This window comes from Vibrio sp. AK197 (genome assembly GCF_053903115.1).
On the sequence record NZ_CP096430.1, the window covers coordinates 456,176 to 469,526 of the forward strand.

Below are 13,351 nucleotides of genomic sequence, written 5' to 3' on the forward strand. Positions count from 1 at the left end.
TCCATTTCCCTCATTCAACCAATTTCAGGTTAAACATGACGACAAACTATATTTTTGTTACTGGCGGGGTCGTATCCTCTCTAGGTAAAGGTATTGCAGCTGCATCACTGGCAGCGATTCTAGAAGCTCGTGGTCTGAAAGTGACCATCATGAAACTAGACCCTTACATCAACGTTGACCCAGGCACAATGAGCCCAACTCAACATGGTGAAGTTTTTGTAACCGAAGACGGCGCTGAAACTGACCTAGACCTTGGCCACTACGAACGTTTTATTCGTACCAAAATGTCCAAGCGTAACAACTTCACAGCGGGTCGTGTTTATGCAGACGTTCTTCGTAAAGAGCGTCGTGGTGACTACCTAGGCGCCACTATTCAGGTGATTCCTCATATCACTAACTCGATCAAAGATCGCGTGATTGAAGGTGCTGAAGGTCATGATGTCGCTATCGTTGAAATTGGTGGTACTGTAGGTGATATTGAGTCATTGCCATTTATGGAAGCGATTCGACAACTTGCCGTAGAAATTGGCCGTGAACGCGCTATGTTTATGCACCTAACGCTGGTACCTTACTTGGCGGCTGCTGGTGAAGTGAAAACCAAACCAACGCAACACTCAGTAAAAGAGTTGCTTTCGATTGGTATTCAGCCTGACATTCTCGTTTGTCGTAGTGATCGTGTGATTCCTGCCAACGAGCGTAAGAAGATTGCTCTGTTCTGTAACGTGTCAGAAAAGGCCGTTATTTCAATGAAAGACGTAGATTCTATCTACAAGATTCCTTCATTGATCCGCTCTCAGGGATTGGATGATCTGGTTTGTAACCGTTTTGGCATCAATGCACCAGAAGCGGATTTGTCTGAGTGGGAACAAGTTATCTACGAAGAAGCGAACCCGACGGGCGAAGTGACGATTGGCATGGTTGGTAAATATATCGAATTACCAGACGCCTATAAGTCAGTTAACGAAGCATTAAAACACGCTGGTCTAAAAAACCGTTTAAGCGTGAATATTAAATACGTTGATTCTCAGGATATAGAAACCCGAGGTATTGACCTTTTAGAAGGTTTGGATGCTATCCTAGTACCTGGTGGCTTCGGTGATCGTGGTATCGAAGGTAAAATCCGTGCGGCTCAATACGCACGTGAAAATAAGATTCCATATTTAGGTATTTGCTTAGGTATGCAAGTTGCGTTAATTGAATATGCGCGTAATGTCGCGGGTATGGAAGACGCACACTCAACAGAATTTAACAAAGGCACCAAGTACCCGGTTGTTGGTTTGATTACAGAATGGATCGACAGCGAAGGTAACGTAGAAGAGCGCACTGAAACGTCAGATCTTGGTGGTACAATGCGTCTAGGTTCACAATTATGTCACCTAGAAAAAGGCACGAAAGCTCGTGAACTATACGGTAGCGATACAATTCATGAACGTCATCGTCATCGTTATGAAGTGAACAATGTTCTTCGCCCACAAATTGAAAAGGCAGGTCTGAAGGTTTCTGGTCTATCAGCAGATAAGAAACTGGTAGAAATGATTGAAAACCCGGATCATCCATGGTTTGTTGCGGCTCAGTTCCACCCAGAGTTCACCTCAACGCCTCGTGACGGTCACCCACTGTTTGCCGGCTTCATTAAAGCCGCGGGTGAATATCAACGTAGCGAAGAGAAATAAAAGGATACGGGCAGTAGCTGAAGATGTGCTACTGCCCTTTAATTTTGACATTTATATTGAAACGAGAGGAAACATTAATGTCTAAGATCGTTAAAGTTCTAGGTCGTGAAATCATCGACTCACGTGGTAACCCAACTGTTGAAGCTGAAGTACACCTAGAAGGCGGTTTCGTTGGTATGGCGGCAGCTCCATCTGGCGCTTCTACTGGTTCTCGCGAAGCTCTTGAGCTACGTGACGGTGACAAATCACGTTTCCTAGGTAAAGGTGTTCTTAAAGCAATTGAAGCTGTAAATGGCCCAATCGCTGAAGCACTTGTTGGCAAAGATGCAAAAGCTCAAGCTGACGTCGACCAAGTGATGATCGACCTAGACGGCACTGATAACAAATCTAAATTCGGTGCGAACGCAATCCTAGCTGTTTCTCTAGCAAACGCAAAAGCAGCTGCTGCTGCGAAAGGCATGCCTCTATATGAGCACATCGCTGAGCTAAACGGCACTCCTGGTCAATTCTCTATGCCTCTACCAATGATGAACATCATCAACGGTGGTGAGCACGCTGACAACAACGTAGATATCCAAGAGTTCATGATCCAACCTGTTGGTGCAAAAACTCTTAAAGAAGCACTACGTATCGGTGCAGAAGTATTCCACAACCTAGCTAAAGTACTTAAAGGTAAAGGCCTAAGCACTGCAGTTGGTGACGAAGGTGGTTTCGCTCCTAACCTAGAATCGAACGCTGCAGCACTAGCGGCAATCAAAGAAGCTGTTGAATCTGCAGGCTACGTACTTGGTAAAGACGTGACTCTAGCGATGGACTGTGCAGCATCTGAGTTCTACGACAAAGAAGCTGGCAACTACAACATGAAAGGCGAAGGCAAAATCTTCACTTCTGAAGAATTTAACTTCTACCTACAAGATCTAGCGAACCAATACCCAATCGTTTCTATCGAAGATGGTCTTGACGAGTCAGATTGGGATGGCTTCAAACACCAAACTGAACTTCTAGGTGGTAAAATCCAGCTAGTTGGTGATGATCTATTTGTTACTAACACTAAGATCCTGAAAGAAGGTATCGAGAAAGGTGTTGCTAACTCTATCCTTATCAAGTTCAACCAAATCGGTTCTCTAACTGAGACTCTAGCTGCAATCAAGATGGCTAAAGATGCAGGTTACACAGCAGTAATCTCTCACCGTTCTGGCGAAACTGAAGATGCAACTATCGCTGATCTAGCGGTAGGTACTGCTGCAGGTCAAATCAAAACAGGTTCTATGAGCCGTTCTGACCGTGTTGCTAAGTACAACCAACTTATCCGTATCGAGGAAGCTCTAGGTGAGCGCGCTCCTTTCAACGGTCTTAAAGAAGTAAAAGGTCAAGCTTAATTCTTAACTGAATAAAGTTTAGCTTTAAAGCTTTTTGAAACGCTCCACTTCGGTGGGGCGTTTTTTTATTTGGAAGCGGGCAGTGAAGAGCGATGAGCCGTTGTGAGCGTGTTGCTGCTATACCTAAAAGAAAGCAACCCACTTATCCGTATCGAGGAAGCTCTCGATGAGCGCTCTCTATTGTATCTCAGAGCGCGTACGATAAGGATCTTTGTGACGGTCAGTTTAGGTCGGCAATGGCTTGAATGCGCCTTCTGTCGAGCTCTTCACGAATGGCTTTACCCTGATAACCATCTTGGATCGCTTGCTGCACATCGATTTCCATTGCGGCCTGATAAGCTTGTTCAAACAACGATTTTTGAGGGTATGGCCGGTTTTCTAGCCCTAACCGCCCAGCATGATCAGCTTGGCAACACAGCAATACTTGCTCAAAGCGCTGTGGTTTGCGCCAGGCGTCGAGTTTATTGAGTATCTTCAGCTTGGTTGCCGGTTTTAATTCAGCGGCTCTGTGTATGTTTGAGTGCTGCTCACAGACCAGCAGTGCCAGCTCTTTGCACTCATTCGGAACTTTAACACGCTCACACAGCGCTTTAATGAGTTTTAATCCAGTATGGCAGTGTAGCTTGTGACTTGGCCACTCTGCTGGTGGTGTGACGCCTTTGCCTAGATCATGGACTTGAGCCGCAAAGCGCAGAGCAATGGAATCGGAAAGTTTAGCGGCTTGCTCGGCGACCATGAGAGTATGAACCCCAGTATCAATTTCTGGGTGCCATTGCTGTGGTTGAGGGACGCCAAATAAAGCATCGATTTCCGGGAGTACGTGCTTAAGCGCACCACATTGATGTAATACCTTCAAAAAGATATGTGGGCTTTGCGTCGACAAAGATTTCTGCCATTCTTGCCATACACGCTCTGCGGTTAAGTGAGCCAGTTCTCCACTGTCGCTGAGGTGTTGCATCAACGAGAGCGTTTCCGGAGCCACGGTAAAACCAAGGTGATTCAGTTTGGCAGCAAAGCGCGCAACACGCAGCACCCGCAATGGATCTTCCACAAATGCCTCAGAAACATGACGCAAAATGCGTTGCTCAATGTCTTGCTGACCACCGTAAGGATCGATAATACGACCATCTTGATCTTGAGCCATGGCATTGATGGTAAGATCACGGCGCAACAAATCATCTTCCAAAGTGACGTCTGGGGCAAAGTAGCAGTCAAACCCAGTATAGCCGACACCGCTTTTTCGCTCAGTACGTGCCAATGCATGCTCTTGCTTTGTGGTGGGATCAAGAAATACCGGAAAGTCTTTGCCAACAGCGGTAAATCCAGCACTGAGCATTTGTTGTGGGGTGCTGCCAACGACCACCCAATCGTGGTCGTAGACATCTAAGTTTAAGAGTTGGTCGCGGACCGCGCCGCCAACAAGATATATTTGCACTGCCTGACCTCAAATTGGGAAAATAGCTTTGGCGATAACTGGCACTAATGGTACTTTGCTTAGCATTGAAATGACAGAGAAGAGAGTATGTATAAGGATTATTATGGTTTTGTAGAGCTGCCGTTTTCTATTGTACCGAACTCTCGTTATCTGTATCTCAGCCCTCGCCACCAAGAAGCGATGCGTCATTTGCAATCTGGGTTAGGCGAAGGTGGTGGTTTTGCGATGTTGACGGGGGAGGTTGGCACTGGAAAGACTACGATCGCTCGTGCCATGCTTAAATCCCTCGATAGCCAAACTCAAGCAGGTTTGATTCTCAACCCGACATTTTCATCGATTGAGCTTCTGCAAGCTATTTGTGATGAATTTAATGTTCGTTATCAGCCCAATGATTCTCTTAAAGTGCTGAATCATGCGTTGTACCAGTGTTTGCTGGCGAATCATACTCAGGGCCGTCAAACACTATTAGTAATTGATGAAGCGCAACACCTCTCTGCTGATGTCTTAGAGCAGTTAAGGTTACTGACGAATTTAGAAACCGACAGTCGTAAACTCCTTAAAGTATTACTCATCGGGCAGCCAGAGTTGCAGTATAAGTTACAAATGCCGCAACTTAGGCAACTTGCTCAGCGCATTACGGGACGCTATCACTTGCTACCTCTCACGGTAGACGACACCGTGAAATACATCAGTTTTCGACTGGAAAAAGCAGGCGGCGATCGCCAATTATTTACGTCGAAGTCTATGAAGTATATTGCAACTCAAACGCAGGGGATTCCTCGACTGGTGAATTTGGTGTGTGATGCGATTTTAAACGAAGCCTATTCGCGAGGCGAGCAACAACCCAGTCACGAGACCGTGGTCGACGCTTGTCAGCATGTTATGGCTTTTCAAACCAGCTTTAATCAGGCCTCAAATAATCAACAAATAACGAGTATTAAACGCCGACTATGGACGGCAAGCACGCTAGTCGGGATCGGGTTAGCAATTGCTTGCTATGTTTGGACGCCAATGTTGATCAGCCCTTTGGCAAAAGAATATGCGCAGCAACATAACCCTAGCTCTCCGGCACCTGCCGTTGAAAAAAAGGTGTTACCAGCATCGCTGACGACATTGATGAGCTCTGGACATCTACTGGAGCAGGGCATCAGTGAGCTGTATAAAGTATGGGGGTACGATGCCTCTGTCATGGACAGTTTCTGCCAAGAAAGCAATAACACGCGAGAATTTGAGTGTCATTATCAAGGCTCGGCAACTCTTGAGACCATTGAAGCATTGAACTTCCCAGTGTTGCTGGAATTAGACGTTAACCAACAACCGGAATATGCGATTCTTTACCAAATGGATGATCAACACGTCGAGTTGCTCATGGGGGATAAGCGCTTACGCTTTGAACGTAACACCCTGAACCAATTTTGGCAGGGAGGTGCCTACATCATTTGGAAAAAACGATGGTCACAAACGCTTAAGCCAGGCATGTCCGGCAAAAAAGTGGCAGAGTTGAATCAATGTGTGTCTAAGTTGCTTGGCGAGTCGGCAACGTCGTCCAACCGCTATGATGCCGCTTTAAAACAAAAAGTGGAGTTATTTCAGCGCTGGCAGAAATTGAGTGTTGATGGGATTGCCGGGCAGCAGACCCTCGATCGACTTTCTCAAATGACGCAAAGTGACGCGCCATTGCTCAATCATCAAGGAGAGCCACATGTCGAATGTTCTTAAAGCGCTCGAACAATCTGAAAGTGGATTTCAGCAAAGAAGTATCCCAACTCACAGGGGGAAAGCGCAGCCCAAAGCCGATACTCGGCTGGGGTATGGATGGATAGCGGTGGCACTTTTACCTGCCGTTATTATATTGGCTTGGCGTGGTATCTCGACTTGGCAGCAAGTGCTGGAAAATCAACAAGCCTTAGTCAATCAAGCACCAAAAGTGATTGAAGTGCCGATAGCGTTTACGCAATTGGAAGCACCTCACTTTGATGAGTTAAAACCGATTGAAAATATCTCGTTGACGAGTGGCGAGGAAAAGCCTCAATCCCCATCGCCAAGCACAACTACATCGGCAGAGGCGCCTAAGGTTAATGACGTGCTTGACGGCGTCGATCTGTCTGCATTACCTGCCGATTTAGCCGTGAAGGTACACTCGGCTCTTAGCCAACGGTCGAAGGGGACTGCGACTCACAATGCGCTCGCCCAAAGCGATTGGACTGACTTATCACAGCACGGTATGGAATTTACTGGAAAGTTGATGCCTCTTAATTTTCAGACCCATGTGTATTCAGATAATGAAAACAAGCGCTGGGTTAAAATTAATGGCCAAGAATACACACAAGGGCAAAATATTGATTCGCAGCTTGAGCTGGTGGAAATAAGGCCGCAAGGTAGCTTGCTCAGTTTTCATGGGCAGCTGATTTTTGTTCCCGCACTTTATGATTGGCAAGGATAAAAAAACCGACTCGAGGAGTCGGTTTTTTTAATTAGAGATTAAACCCAGCCTGAATTTTTGCGTTTACGGCGAGGCATGATTGACGGCAGAATCAAGCCAAACAGTAAGCCACCTCCAGCGACGCCACCACCATACATGAAGTATTTAAGCAGTAGATCATCTTTTTGCGTGTCTAACTTGGCTCGTAGCTTACGTACTTCCTCTTGAGAGGCGGTTAGCTGATTACTGATGTCAGAGTAATTCTTCTCAAGTTCTGAAATCTGTTTATTACGGACTTCAAGGGATTCTGCAAGGCCTGCTTTTTCGCTGTCAGCCGATTGCCGTGCGTTCGCCAATTTGTTTTTAACCTCAGCCAGTTCTTTCTCCAAACGAGGCATACGCGTGGCCATGCTTTCTTGGCGAGTGATGAAACGCGTCTGTACCCAGCCTTTACGTCCTTTCTCGTCAACAACTTCGCTATAACCGGTTTCTTTATTGCTCTGTAGCAAGTTCACTTTCTCACCCGCATCCACGCTACCAATAATGCGGTACTGGTTATTTGGACCAGAATGCATGTAGGTAAAGAGCTTGTCTGCGATATAACGGTCTTGAGCGAAAGCGGCAGGTGCAGCCAACATGGTGACTAAAACCATGTAAAACAGTTTCTTCACGGTAAATCCTTTAGCAGTTTGGTAGTTGTTCAACTATTTCTTTAATGTGAAACAAATACTAAGAACTTTCTTCGCGCTCTGCAACTAAGAAGGGAGGCTGAGCCTCCCTTTCTGTGTTTTTGAGTCAATAATAACAGTGCTCTAACAAAGCATTGACCTATTATTTAACGGAAAATGGCTTCAATTGCGTAGAAGAAGACAACCGCTAATAAAGCGCCGGCTGGTAAGGTTACTACCCAAGACGCGACGATATTACGCACCACACCGAGGTTAAGGGCTGCGATGCCGCGAGCAAAGCCTACCCCAAGTACTGCGCCAACCAAAGTTTGCGTGGTTGAGATCGGCAAGCCGGTTCCTGAAGCCAGTACCACAGTAGAAGCCGTAGCAAGCTGCGCTGCGAAGCCTCGACTCGGAGTGAGTTCAGTAATGCCCGTACCGACCGTTGCCATGACTTTATGCCCAAGAGTGGCCAAACCCACAACAATACCAAAGCCACCAAGCGGTAGAATCCACCATGCGATTTCACTTTTCGCGGCGATTTGCCCCATGTGAGAAACACTGGAAACAACCGCAGACAGGGGACCGATAGCGTTGGCTACGTCATTTGAACCATGCGCAAACGCCATTGCACACGCTGTAATCACCATCAAGACACTAAAGATACTTTCAACACCAGCAAAGCTGTGGTCGTCTTCACGAGCGGTGAAGCGGTTGCGAATATACAGGTAACCACCGATCATCACTAAAGCTGACACGGCGGCAGCCCAAAGCCAAGCTTCCGTCCCTGTCAAATGAAGCCCAACGTGCTTAAGGCCTTTTTTAATGGTGACCAGTGCAATCACCATGGTGGTGATAAACATGTACACAGGCACAAAACGTTTGGCGTTGTGTAATGGGTTTTCGGTGTCGAAAATCAGACGCTGAGCACTGACAAAAATCAGGTAAGCAAAGAACCCGGAAATAATTGGAGTGATAATCCAACTGCCGACAATGCCTTTGACACTTCCCCAGTCAACCGCTTCTGTGCCAACAGAAACGCAAGCGAAACCGATGATAGCGCCAATGATAGAGTGGGTCGTGGATACTGGCCAGCCCATATAGGAGGCAAGTAGAAGCCATGTACCAGCAGCCAGCAGTGCTGACATCATGCCAAACACGAGAATATCAGGTTGAGAAGAGAAGAGAGAGGTCTCAATGACTCCTTTACGGATTGTGTCAGTCACTTCACCGCCTGCAAGATAGGCCCCTGCAAACTCAAAAATCATCGCGATGATGATCGCTTGTTTGACGGTGATGGCTTTAGAACCAACTGACGTACCCATAGCGTTCGCTACGTCGTTGGCACCAATACCGATAGCCATTAGGAAACCGAAAAGGGCTGCAATTATGATCAGGACAGTGCCGTAATTCGCGAGGACATCCATCGTAATACCTAGTTGTTGATAACCAGCGGAGTAAATTTAGGCACGAAACTGCCTTAAGCGTTTATCTGTCGTGACGCTTAAATATAGGCAGTCGTAATTTACTCTTCGTTATTTGATTTACTTAATTATGAGCGTGACAACATTAATTCAAGTCGAGCGCCAACTCGTTGCGCTTGATCAGCGATTCCGCCGACCCACTCAAAAATTTTGTACAAAAATATCACATCAATTGGATTCATATGCGCTTCAATCGCCATCAATTGCTGACGTAGTTGAATTTGCATCGCATCCGTATCATCTTCGATGACATCTAATTGGTGAATCATTTCAGCCACAAGTGTTACCTCACGGCCTTTGAACCCGGTTTCCAGTAGTTCATCTAATTCATTGATGACTTTCTGTGCTTGATTGGCCGCATCTAAACAACGCTTTACATAAGCAATAAAATTATCTTGAAGAGATTCTGGAATGGAAAGTTGACGACCATAGACACGACCAGCGATATCTTTGGCAAGGTTGGCTAACTTATCTTGTTGAGTCAGTAGCTCTAACATGTCACTACGATCAACAGGCATGAAAAGCCCACGAGGAAGTTTAAGACGAATTTCTCGTTTTAATACATCCGCCTCTTTCTCAAGATGAGAAATTTGTGCACGAATTTCAGATGCTTTTTCCCAATCGCCCTGAGCACAGACTTCAAAGAAGTTGATCAGGTGAGAGCAGCATTCATTGACGCACACTACGTGGCGTTGCAAAGGCTTAATCGGGGACTTTGCAAATAACCCCATGATTGTATTTACTGGCATGGTAATTCAACCTAATTCATATAACCCTAAAAAAACAGTCACCACTCATGGCGAAATGTTGAACACTGGCTATAAAGGCGCGCATGGTAACGCATAAAATCGGTGATTAAAACTTTTTTTAATCCACTTATAGCCATGTTGTTTGGATTGCCATTTTGTCAGTGAGGCGGATTGGTGACTTCCTGCTATTGACGAAAACGTTTGCTTCATTGGAATCTTAGTTAGCTTATTAAAAGATACCAAACGCTTACCGTTTACCCGCCTGTTTTGCTACCCGTGGCGCGAAAATGACACACTCGACATTATTGCGTAACGATTTACGCTCAAATGTGAGGATTTCTTGCTTGCTGACACTGAGTTTAAGCAATATCCTGTTGGTATCTGCGTTTAAAGGTAAAACTATGGAAACCGAAATAGAACTGAAGTTTTTTGTTTCTCCAGACTTTTCAGAGACTTTACTAGAAAAAATCTCTGAAACCAAAGTTCTTCAGCACAGTTGCCGTGAATTAGGAAATACCTATTTCGATACACCGGACAACTGGTTACGCCAGCACGATATTGGTCTTAGGATTCGTCGTTTTGATGATGTCTTTGTGCAAACCGTTAAAACCGCTGGGAGAGTGGTAGCAGGGTTGCATCAACGGCCAGAATACAATGCTGAGCATAATAGCAATGATCCTGATGTTTCTCTTCACCCTGATGATATTTGGCCGCAAGGCAAAGCACTGGAAGAGCTTCAGTCAGAACTTAGCCCTCTATTTTCAACCAACTTTACCCGTGAGCAATGGTTAGTGGGCATGGCAGACGGAAGCCAAATTGAAGTTGCTTTTGACCAAGGCGCTGTGATCTCTGGTGATGAAGCCGAACCGATTTGTGAAGTCGAATTAGAGTTGAAATCAGGGCAAACCGATGCCTTGTTTACGCTTGCTCGCGCATTGTGTGATCATGGTGGAATGCGTCTTGGCAACCTCAGTAAAGCGGCTCGTGGCTATCGACTTGCAATGAAGCTTGCTCCAGATGAAGTGACAAGACTGCCTTTGGTGCGTACCAGTAAAACAGACAGCGTGGAATCGTGTTTTATTCAGTCTCTTGAGCACGCCTTAAATCATTGGCAATACCATGAACAGCTTTATGTTGAGCAAGAGAGCATAGAGGCGCTTCATCAAATTCGCCATGCCGTTAGCTTTATTCGTCAATTATTAAGTGTCTATGGGGGCATTGTGCCACGCAGAGCCAGTGCAATTTTGCGCCAGGAGCTGAAATGGCTAGAGCATGAGTTAGAGTGGTTGAGAGAGTATGACCACCTTGAAGATCTGCTGGAAGATAAAGGTCACGCGCTACGCAAGCTCGACGCTAAGAAGTTTTTGATCACTCAATTGAGTGAGATGCAGCAGCAGTTGCCGGATCGTTTTGAAGTTCTGAATCTGTTGACTTGCGCGCGTTACACCGGCTTGATCCTCGACTTGAGCCGTTGGATTTTGACTCGTGGCTGGCAACCTTTTCTTGACGAAAAGGCGCGTGAAAAGATGGATCTTAATATTCAGCAATTTGCCGCAAAACAACTTGATCGTACTTGGGCCGATCTTACTGAAGCGTTTCCGGCAGAGAAGTCGCTCGATCGCCAAGAATACATTGATCAGCAGTATCGATTATTGCGTAATCTCTATACGGGAATGAGTTTCGCCAGCTTGTACGATCTCGATGAACGTAATGGTTTTCGTTTGCCTTGGGCGGACTTACTCGAAGGCATTGAAGAGTTACTCATGCTAAAACCGCTCGAAGATCTGAAAGATCAGTTAGAAACAGAAGAACGTGAACAACTGGAGCGTTGGCTATTTCGTCAAGAGACATCGATTTTACATGCCATGGAACAGACCAGAAAAATCAGTGTTGAGGCCACGCCTTACTGGCGAGAATAGGTCAAACGGAATTGTGTAAAAAGAAGCCTTCGGGCTTCTTTTTTTTTGTTATGAATCTTTCATTAGTCAACATTTTCACCTTGGTGACTTTAGCCCTGTCTCTTTCTGCCGATAACCGAGTATTCCAAGGGGAAACGTTGTGGTACAAGCAAATAATTTCACGGTTCGTAAAAAATTATAAATTATTGAAGTTAGGGTGATTGACACCTCATACCCTACTGGAAATTACTGATACAATCTTTCGCATTAGATCAATAAATAAAAATAGAACTTTAGATTGATGATTTTATAGAGCTATAAGCGCGTCAACAAAGTGAAAGGGAGAACGAATAATGGCAATTCTGTCGTTTAAGCCTTGGGAACGAGTGATTACCGATATTCGCTTAGTGCCGAAAATGGTTTTACTGATGGTGTTCAGTACCATTTTGATCATTGCTAAGCAATTGTGGGACGCAAGTACGTTTTATAACGCTTTAGTCGCGGCAACCCAAAATACACAAGTTGCTCAACAACACTATGATGCCTATTTAGTACAAGTGGTTTGGCAAACCGTATTTATGATTATTATCTTTGTGGTATTGCTGATGTTTACGGCACGTATCATGCTGCGCCAAACACGCTATATCAGTGAATCGATCAACACCATGGCTCAAAAAGATCTGTCGGTAGCGGTTGATATGCAATGTAAAGATGAATATGGCGACGTTGCACGAGAGATCGAGAAAACTCGTCGTCAGCTACGTGAAGTGATCAAAATGCAAGTGGGGGCGTCGAAAGAGCTGTTTGAGCTGACGGAGATTATGGCCATCAGCATGTCGGAAACCAAAGAGTCCGCACAAGAAGAGTTTCGTGAAATTGATCAACTGGCTACAGCAATGAGCGAGATGTCCTCAACCGTTCAAACGGTGGCAGAGCATGCGCAAAGTGCATCAACGCTCACCGAAAATGCGTCAACGCAGGCGGCTTCTGGCCAACGTTTCGTGCTTGATACTGTGGCTAAAATTCGTCAATTGTCTTCCGACATTGCGGCTTCTGCCGAAGCGGTGAATCAAGTTGAAGAACGTGTTGAAGCGATTGGCAGTGTGGTAGGGACGATTCAAGGCATTTCAGAACAAACTAATTTGCTGGCTCTAAATGCTGCGATTGAAGCGGCGCGCGCAGGTGAAGCTGGACGCGGTTTTGCTGTGGTGGCGGATGAAGTACGTAATCTTGCTCAGCGTACCCAAGAAGCGACTGTTGAAATTCAAGAGATGATCAGCCAATTGCAAAACAGTGCGGGTTCGGCCGTTGAGCTGATGGAAAAAAGTGTGGTTGAAGCAGCCGATGGCGTTGATTTGGTCACCAATGCTGGACAAGAATTGGACGGTATTGTCGATCAAGTCAATCAAATCAACGATATGAACTTCCAGATAGCCTCTGCTGCAGGCCAACAAAGTACGGTAGCAGAAGAGATGAATCAAAACTTGACCAATGTCCGAGAACTGGTTGAAGCCTCGGTGACCGTTGTCGGTGAATTGCTGGAAACATCGGAAATTATGCAATCCAATGCGGATGCATTAGATAAGAAAATCACTTCGTTCAAGGTGGATTAGTCCTCTCAAGCGTTTAGCTTTTGATAAAAG

10 protein-coding genes are annotated in these 13,351 nt (G+C 45.7%); 6 read left to right on the plus strand and 4 right to left on the minus strand.

Going from position 1 to position 13,351, the window contains the following annotated elements; all coding sequences use genetic code 11:
• Nucleotides 1-35 precede the first annotated feature (35 nt).
• Nucleotides 36-1,673, plus strand: coding sequence for a CTP synthase (locus M1D72_RS09285; RefSeq protein ID WP_390191675.1), 1,638 nt, complete (start codon nt 36-38; stop codon nt 1,671-1,673).
• A gap of 77 nt (nt 1,674-1,750) precedes the next feature.
• Nucleotides 1,751-3,052 carry a phosphopyruvate hydratase gene (gene eno / locus M1D72_RS09290; RefSeq protein ID WP_390191672.1) on the plus strand — a complete coding sequence of 434 codons (1,302 nt, stop codon included), beginning with the start codon at nt 1,751-1,753 and terminating at the stop codon, nt 3,050-3,052.
• A 220-nt stretch (nt 3,053-3,272) separates the two neighbouring features.
• Here eno and M1D72_RS09295 read toward each other — a convergent pair whose 3' ends face one another.
• Nucleotides 3,273-4,487 (minus strand): multifunctional CCA addition/repair protein, encoded by a 1,215-nt coding sequence (locus M1D72_RS09295; protein ID WP_456296693.1) that lies wholly within the window; start codon nt 4,485-4,487, stop codon nt 3,273-3,275.
• 87 nt (nt 4,488-4,574) lie between these two features.
• Here M1D72_RS09295 and M1D72_RS09300 point away from each other — a divergent pair, with 87 nt between their 5' ends.
• Together M1D72_RS09300 and M1D72_RS09305 are read left to right on the plus strand one after the other, a co-directional pair.
• Nucleotides 4,575-6,206, plus strand: a complete 1,632-nt coding sequence (locus M1D72_RS09300; protein ID WP_456296694.1) for an AAA family ATPase — start codon at nt 4,575-4,577, stop codon at nt 6,204-6,206.
• The gene (locus M1D72_RS09305; protein ID WP_456296695.1) at nt 6,190-6,930 is read left to right on the plus strand and encodes a general secretion pathway protein GspB; all 741 of its coding nucleotides are present in this window, start codon (nt 6,190-6,192) and stop codon (nt 6,928-6,930) included. Before M1D72_RS09300 ends, M1D72_RS09305 begins: the two co-directional genes overlap by 17 nt.
• Before the next feature lie 38 nt (nt 6,931-6,968).
• Here the strand turns inward: M1D72_RS09305 and M1D72_RS09310 are convergent, their stop codons facing one another.
• From M1D72_RS09310 to M1D72_RS09320, 3 genes are all read right to left on the minus strand, one after another.
• On the minus strand, nt 6,969-7,580 hold the full coding sequence (locus tag M1D72_RS09310; protein WP_390191662.1) for a TIGR04211 family SH3 domain-containing protein: 612 nt from the start codon (nt 7,578-7,580) through the stop codon (nt 6,969-6,971).
• Between the two features lie 164 nt (nt 7,581-7,744).
• On the minus strand, nt 7,745-9,004 hold the full coding sequence (locus M1D72_RS09315; RefSeq protein ID WP_456296696.1) for an inorganic phosphate transporter: 1,260 nt from the start codon (nt 9,002-9,004) through the stop codon (nt 7,745-7,747).
• 125 nt (nt 9,005-9,129) lie between these two features.
• Nucleotides 9,130-9,810, minus strand: coding sequence for a TIGR00153 family protein (locus tag M1D72_RS09320; RefSeq protein ID WP_390191656.1), 681 nt, complete (start codon nt 9,808-9,810; stop codon nt 9,130-9,132).
• A 401-nt stretch (nt 9,811-10,211) separates the two neighbouring features.
• On the opposite strand from M1D72_RS09320, the gene M1D72_RS09325 reads away from it, so the two are divergent.
• Together M1D72_RS09325 and M1D72_RS09330 are read left to right on the plus strand one after the other, a co-directional pair.
• On the plus strand, nt 10,212-11,729 hold the full coding sequence (locus tag M1D72_RS09325; protein ID WP_390191654.1) for a CYTH and CHAD domain-containing protein: 1,518 nt from the start codon (nt 10,212-10,214) through the stop codon (nt 11,727-11,729).
• Between the two features lie 332 nt (nt 11,730-12,061).
• Nucleotides 12,062-13,321: a methyl-accepting chemotaxis protein gene (locus M1D72_RS09330; protein WP_390191652.1), complete on the plus strand. Its 1,260-nt coding sequence runs from the start codon at nt 12,062-12,064 to the stop codon at nt 13,319-13,321.
• Nucleotides 13,322-13,351 lie beyond the last annotated feature (30 nt).

Coding starts and splice junctions, on each gene's coding strand:
- M1D72_RS09300 (WP_456296694.1), top strand. CDS start 4,575: ATGTATAAGGATTATTATGGTTTTGTAGAGCTGCCGTTTTCTATTGTA.
- M1D72_RS09285 (WP_390191675.1), top strand. CDS start 36: ATGACGACAAACTATATTTTTGTTACTGGCGGGGTCGTATCCTCTCTA.
- M1D72_RS09330 (WP_390191652.1), top strand. CDS start 12,062: ATGGCAATTCTGTCGTTTAAGCCTTGGGAACGAGTGATTACCGATATT.
- M1D72_RS09325 (WP_390191654.1), top strand. CDS start 10,212: ATGGAAACCGAAATAGAACTGAAGTTTTTTGTTTCTCCAGACTTTTCA.
- eno (WP_390191672.1), top strand. CDS start 1,751: ATGTCTAAGATCGTTAAAGTTCTAGGTCGTGAAATCATCGACTCACGT.
- M1D72_RS09320 (WP_390191656.1), bottom strand. CDS start 9,810: ATGCCAGTAAATACAATCATGGGGTTATTTGCAAAGTCCCCGATTAAG.
- M1D72_RS09305 (WP_456296695.1), top strand. CDS start 6,190: ATGTCGAATGTTCTTAAAGCGCTCGAACAATCTGAAAGTGGATTTCAG.
- M1D72_RS09315 (WP_456296696.1), bottom strand. CDS start 9,004: ATGGATGTCCTCGCGAATTACGGCACTGTCCTGATCATAATTGCAGCC.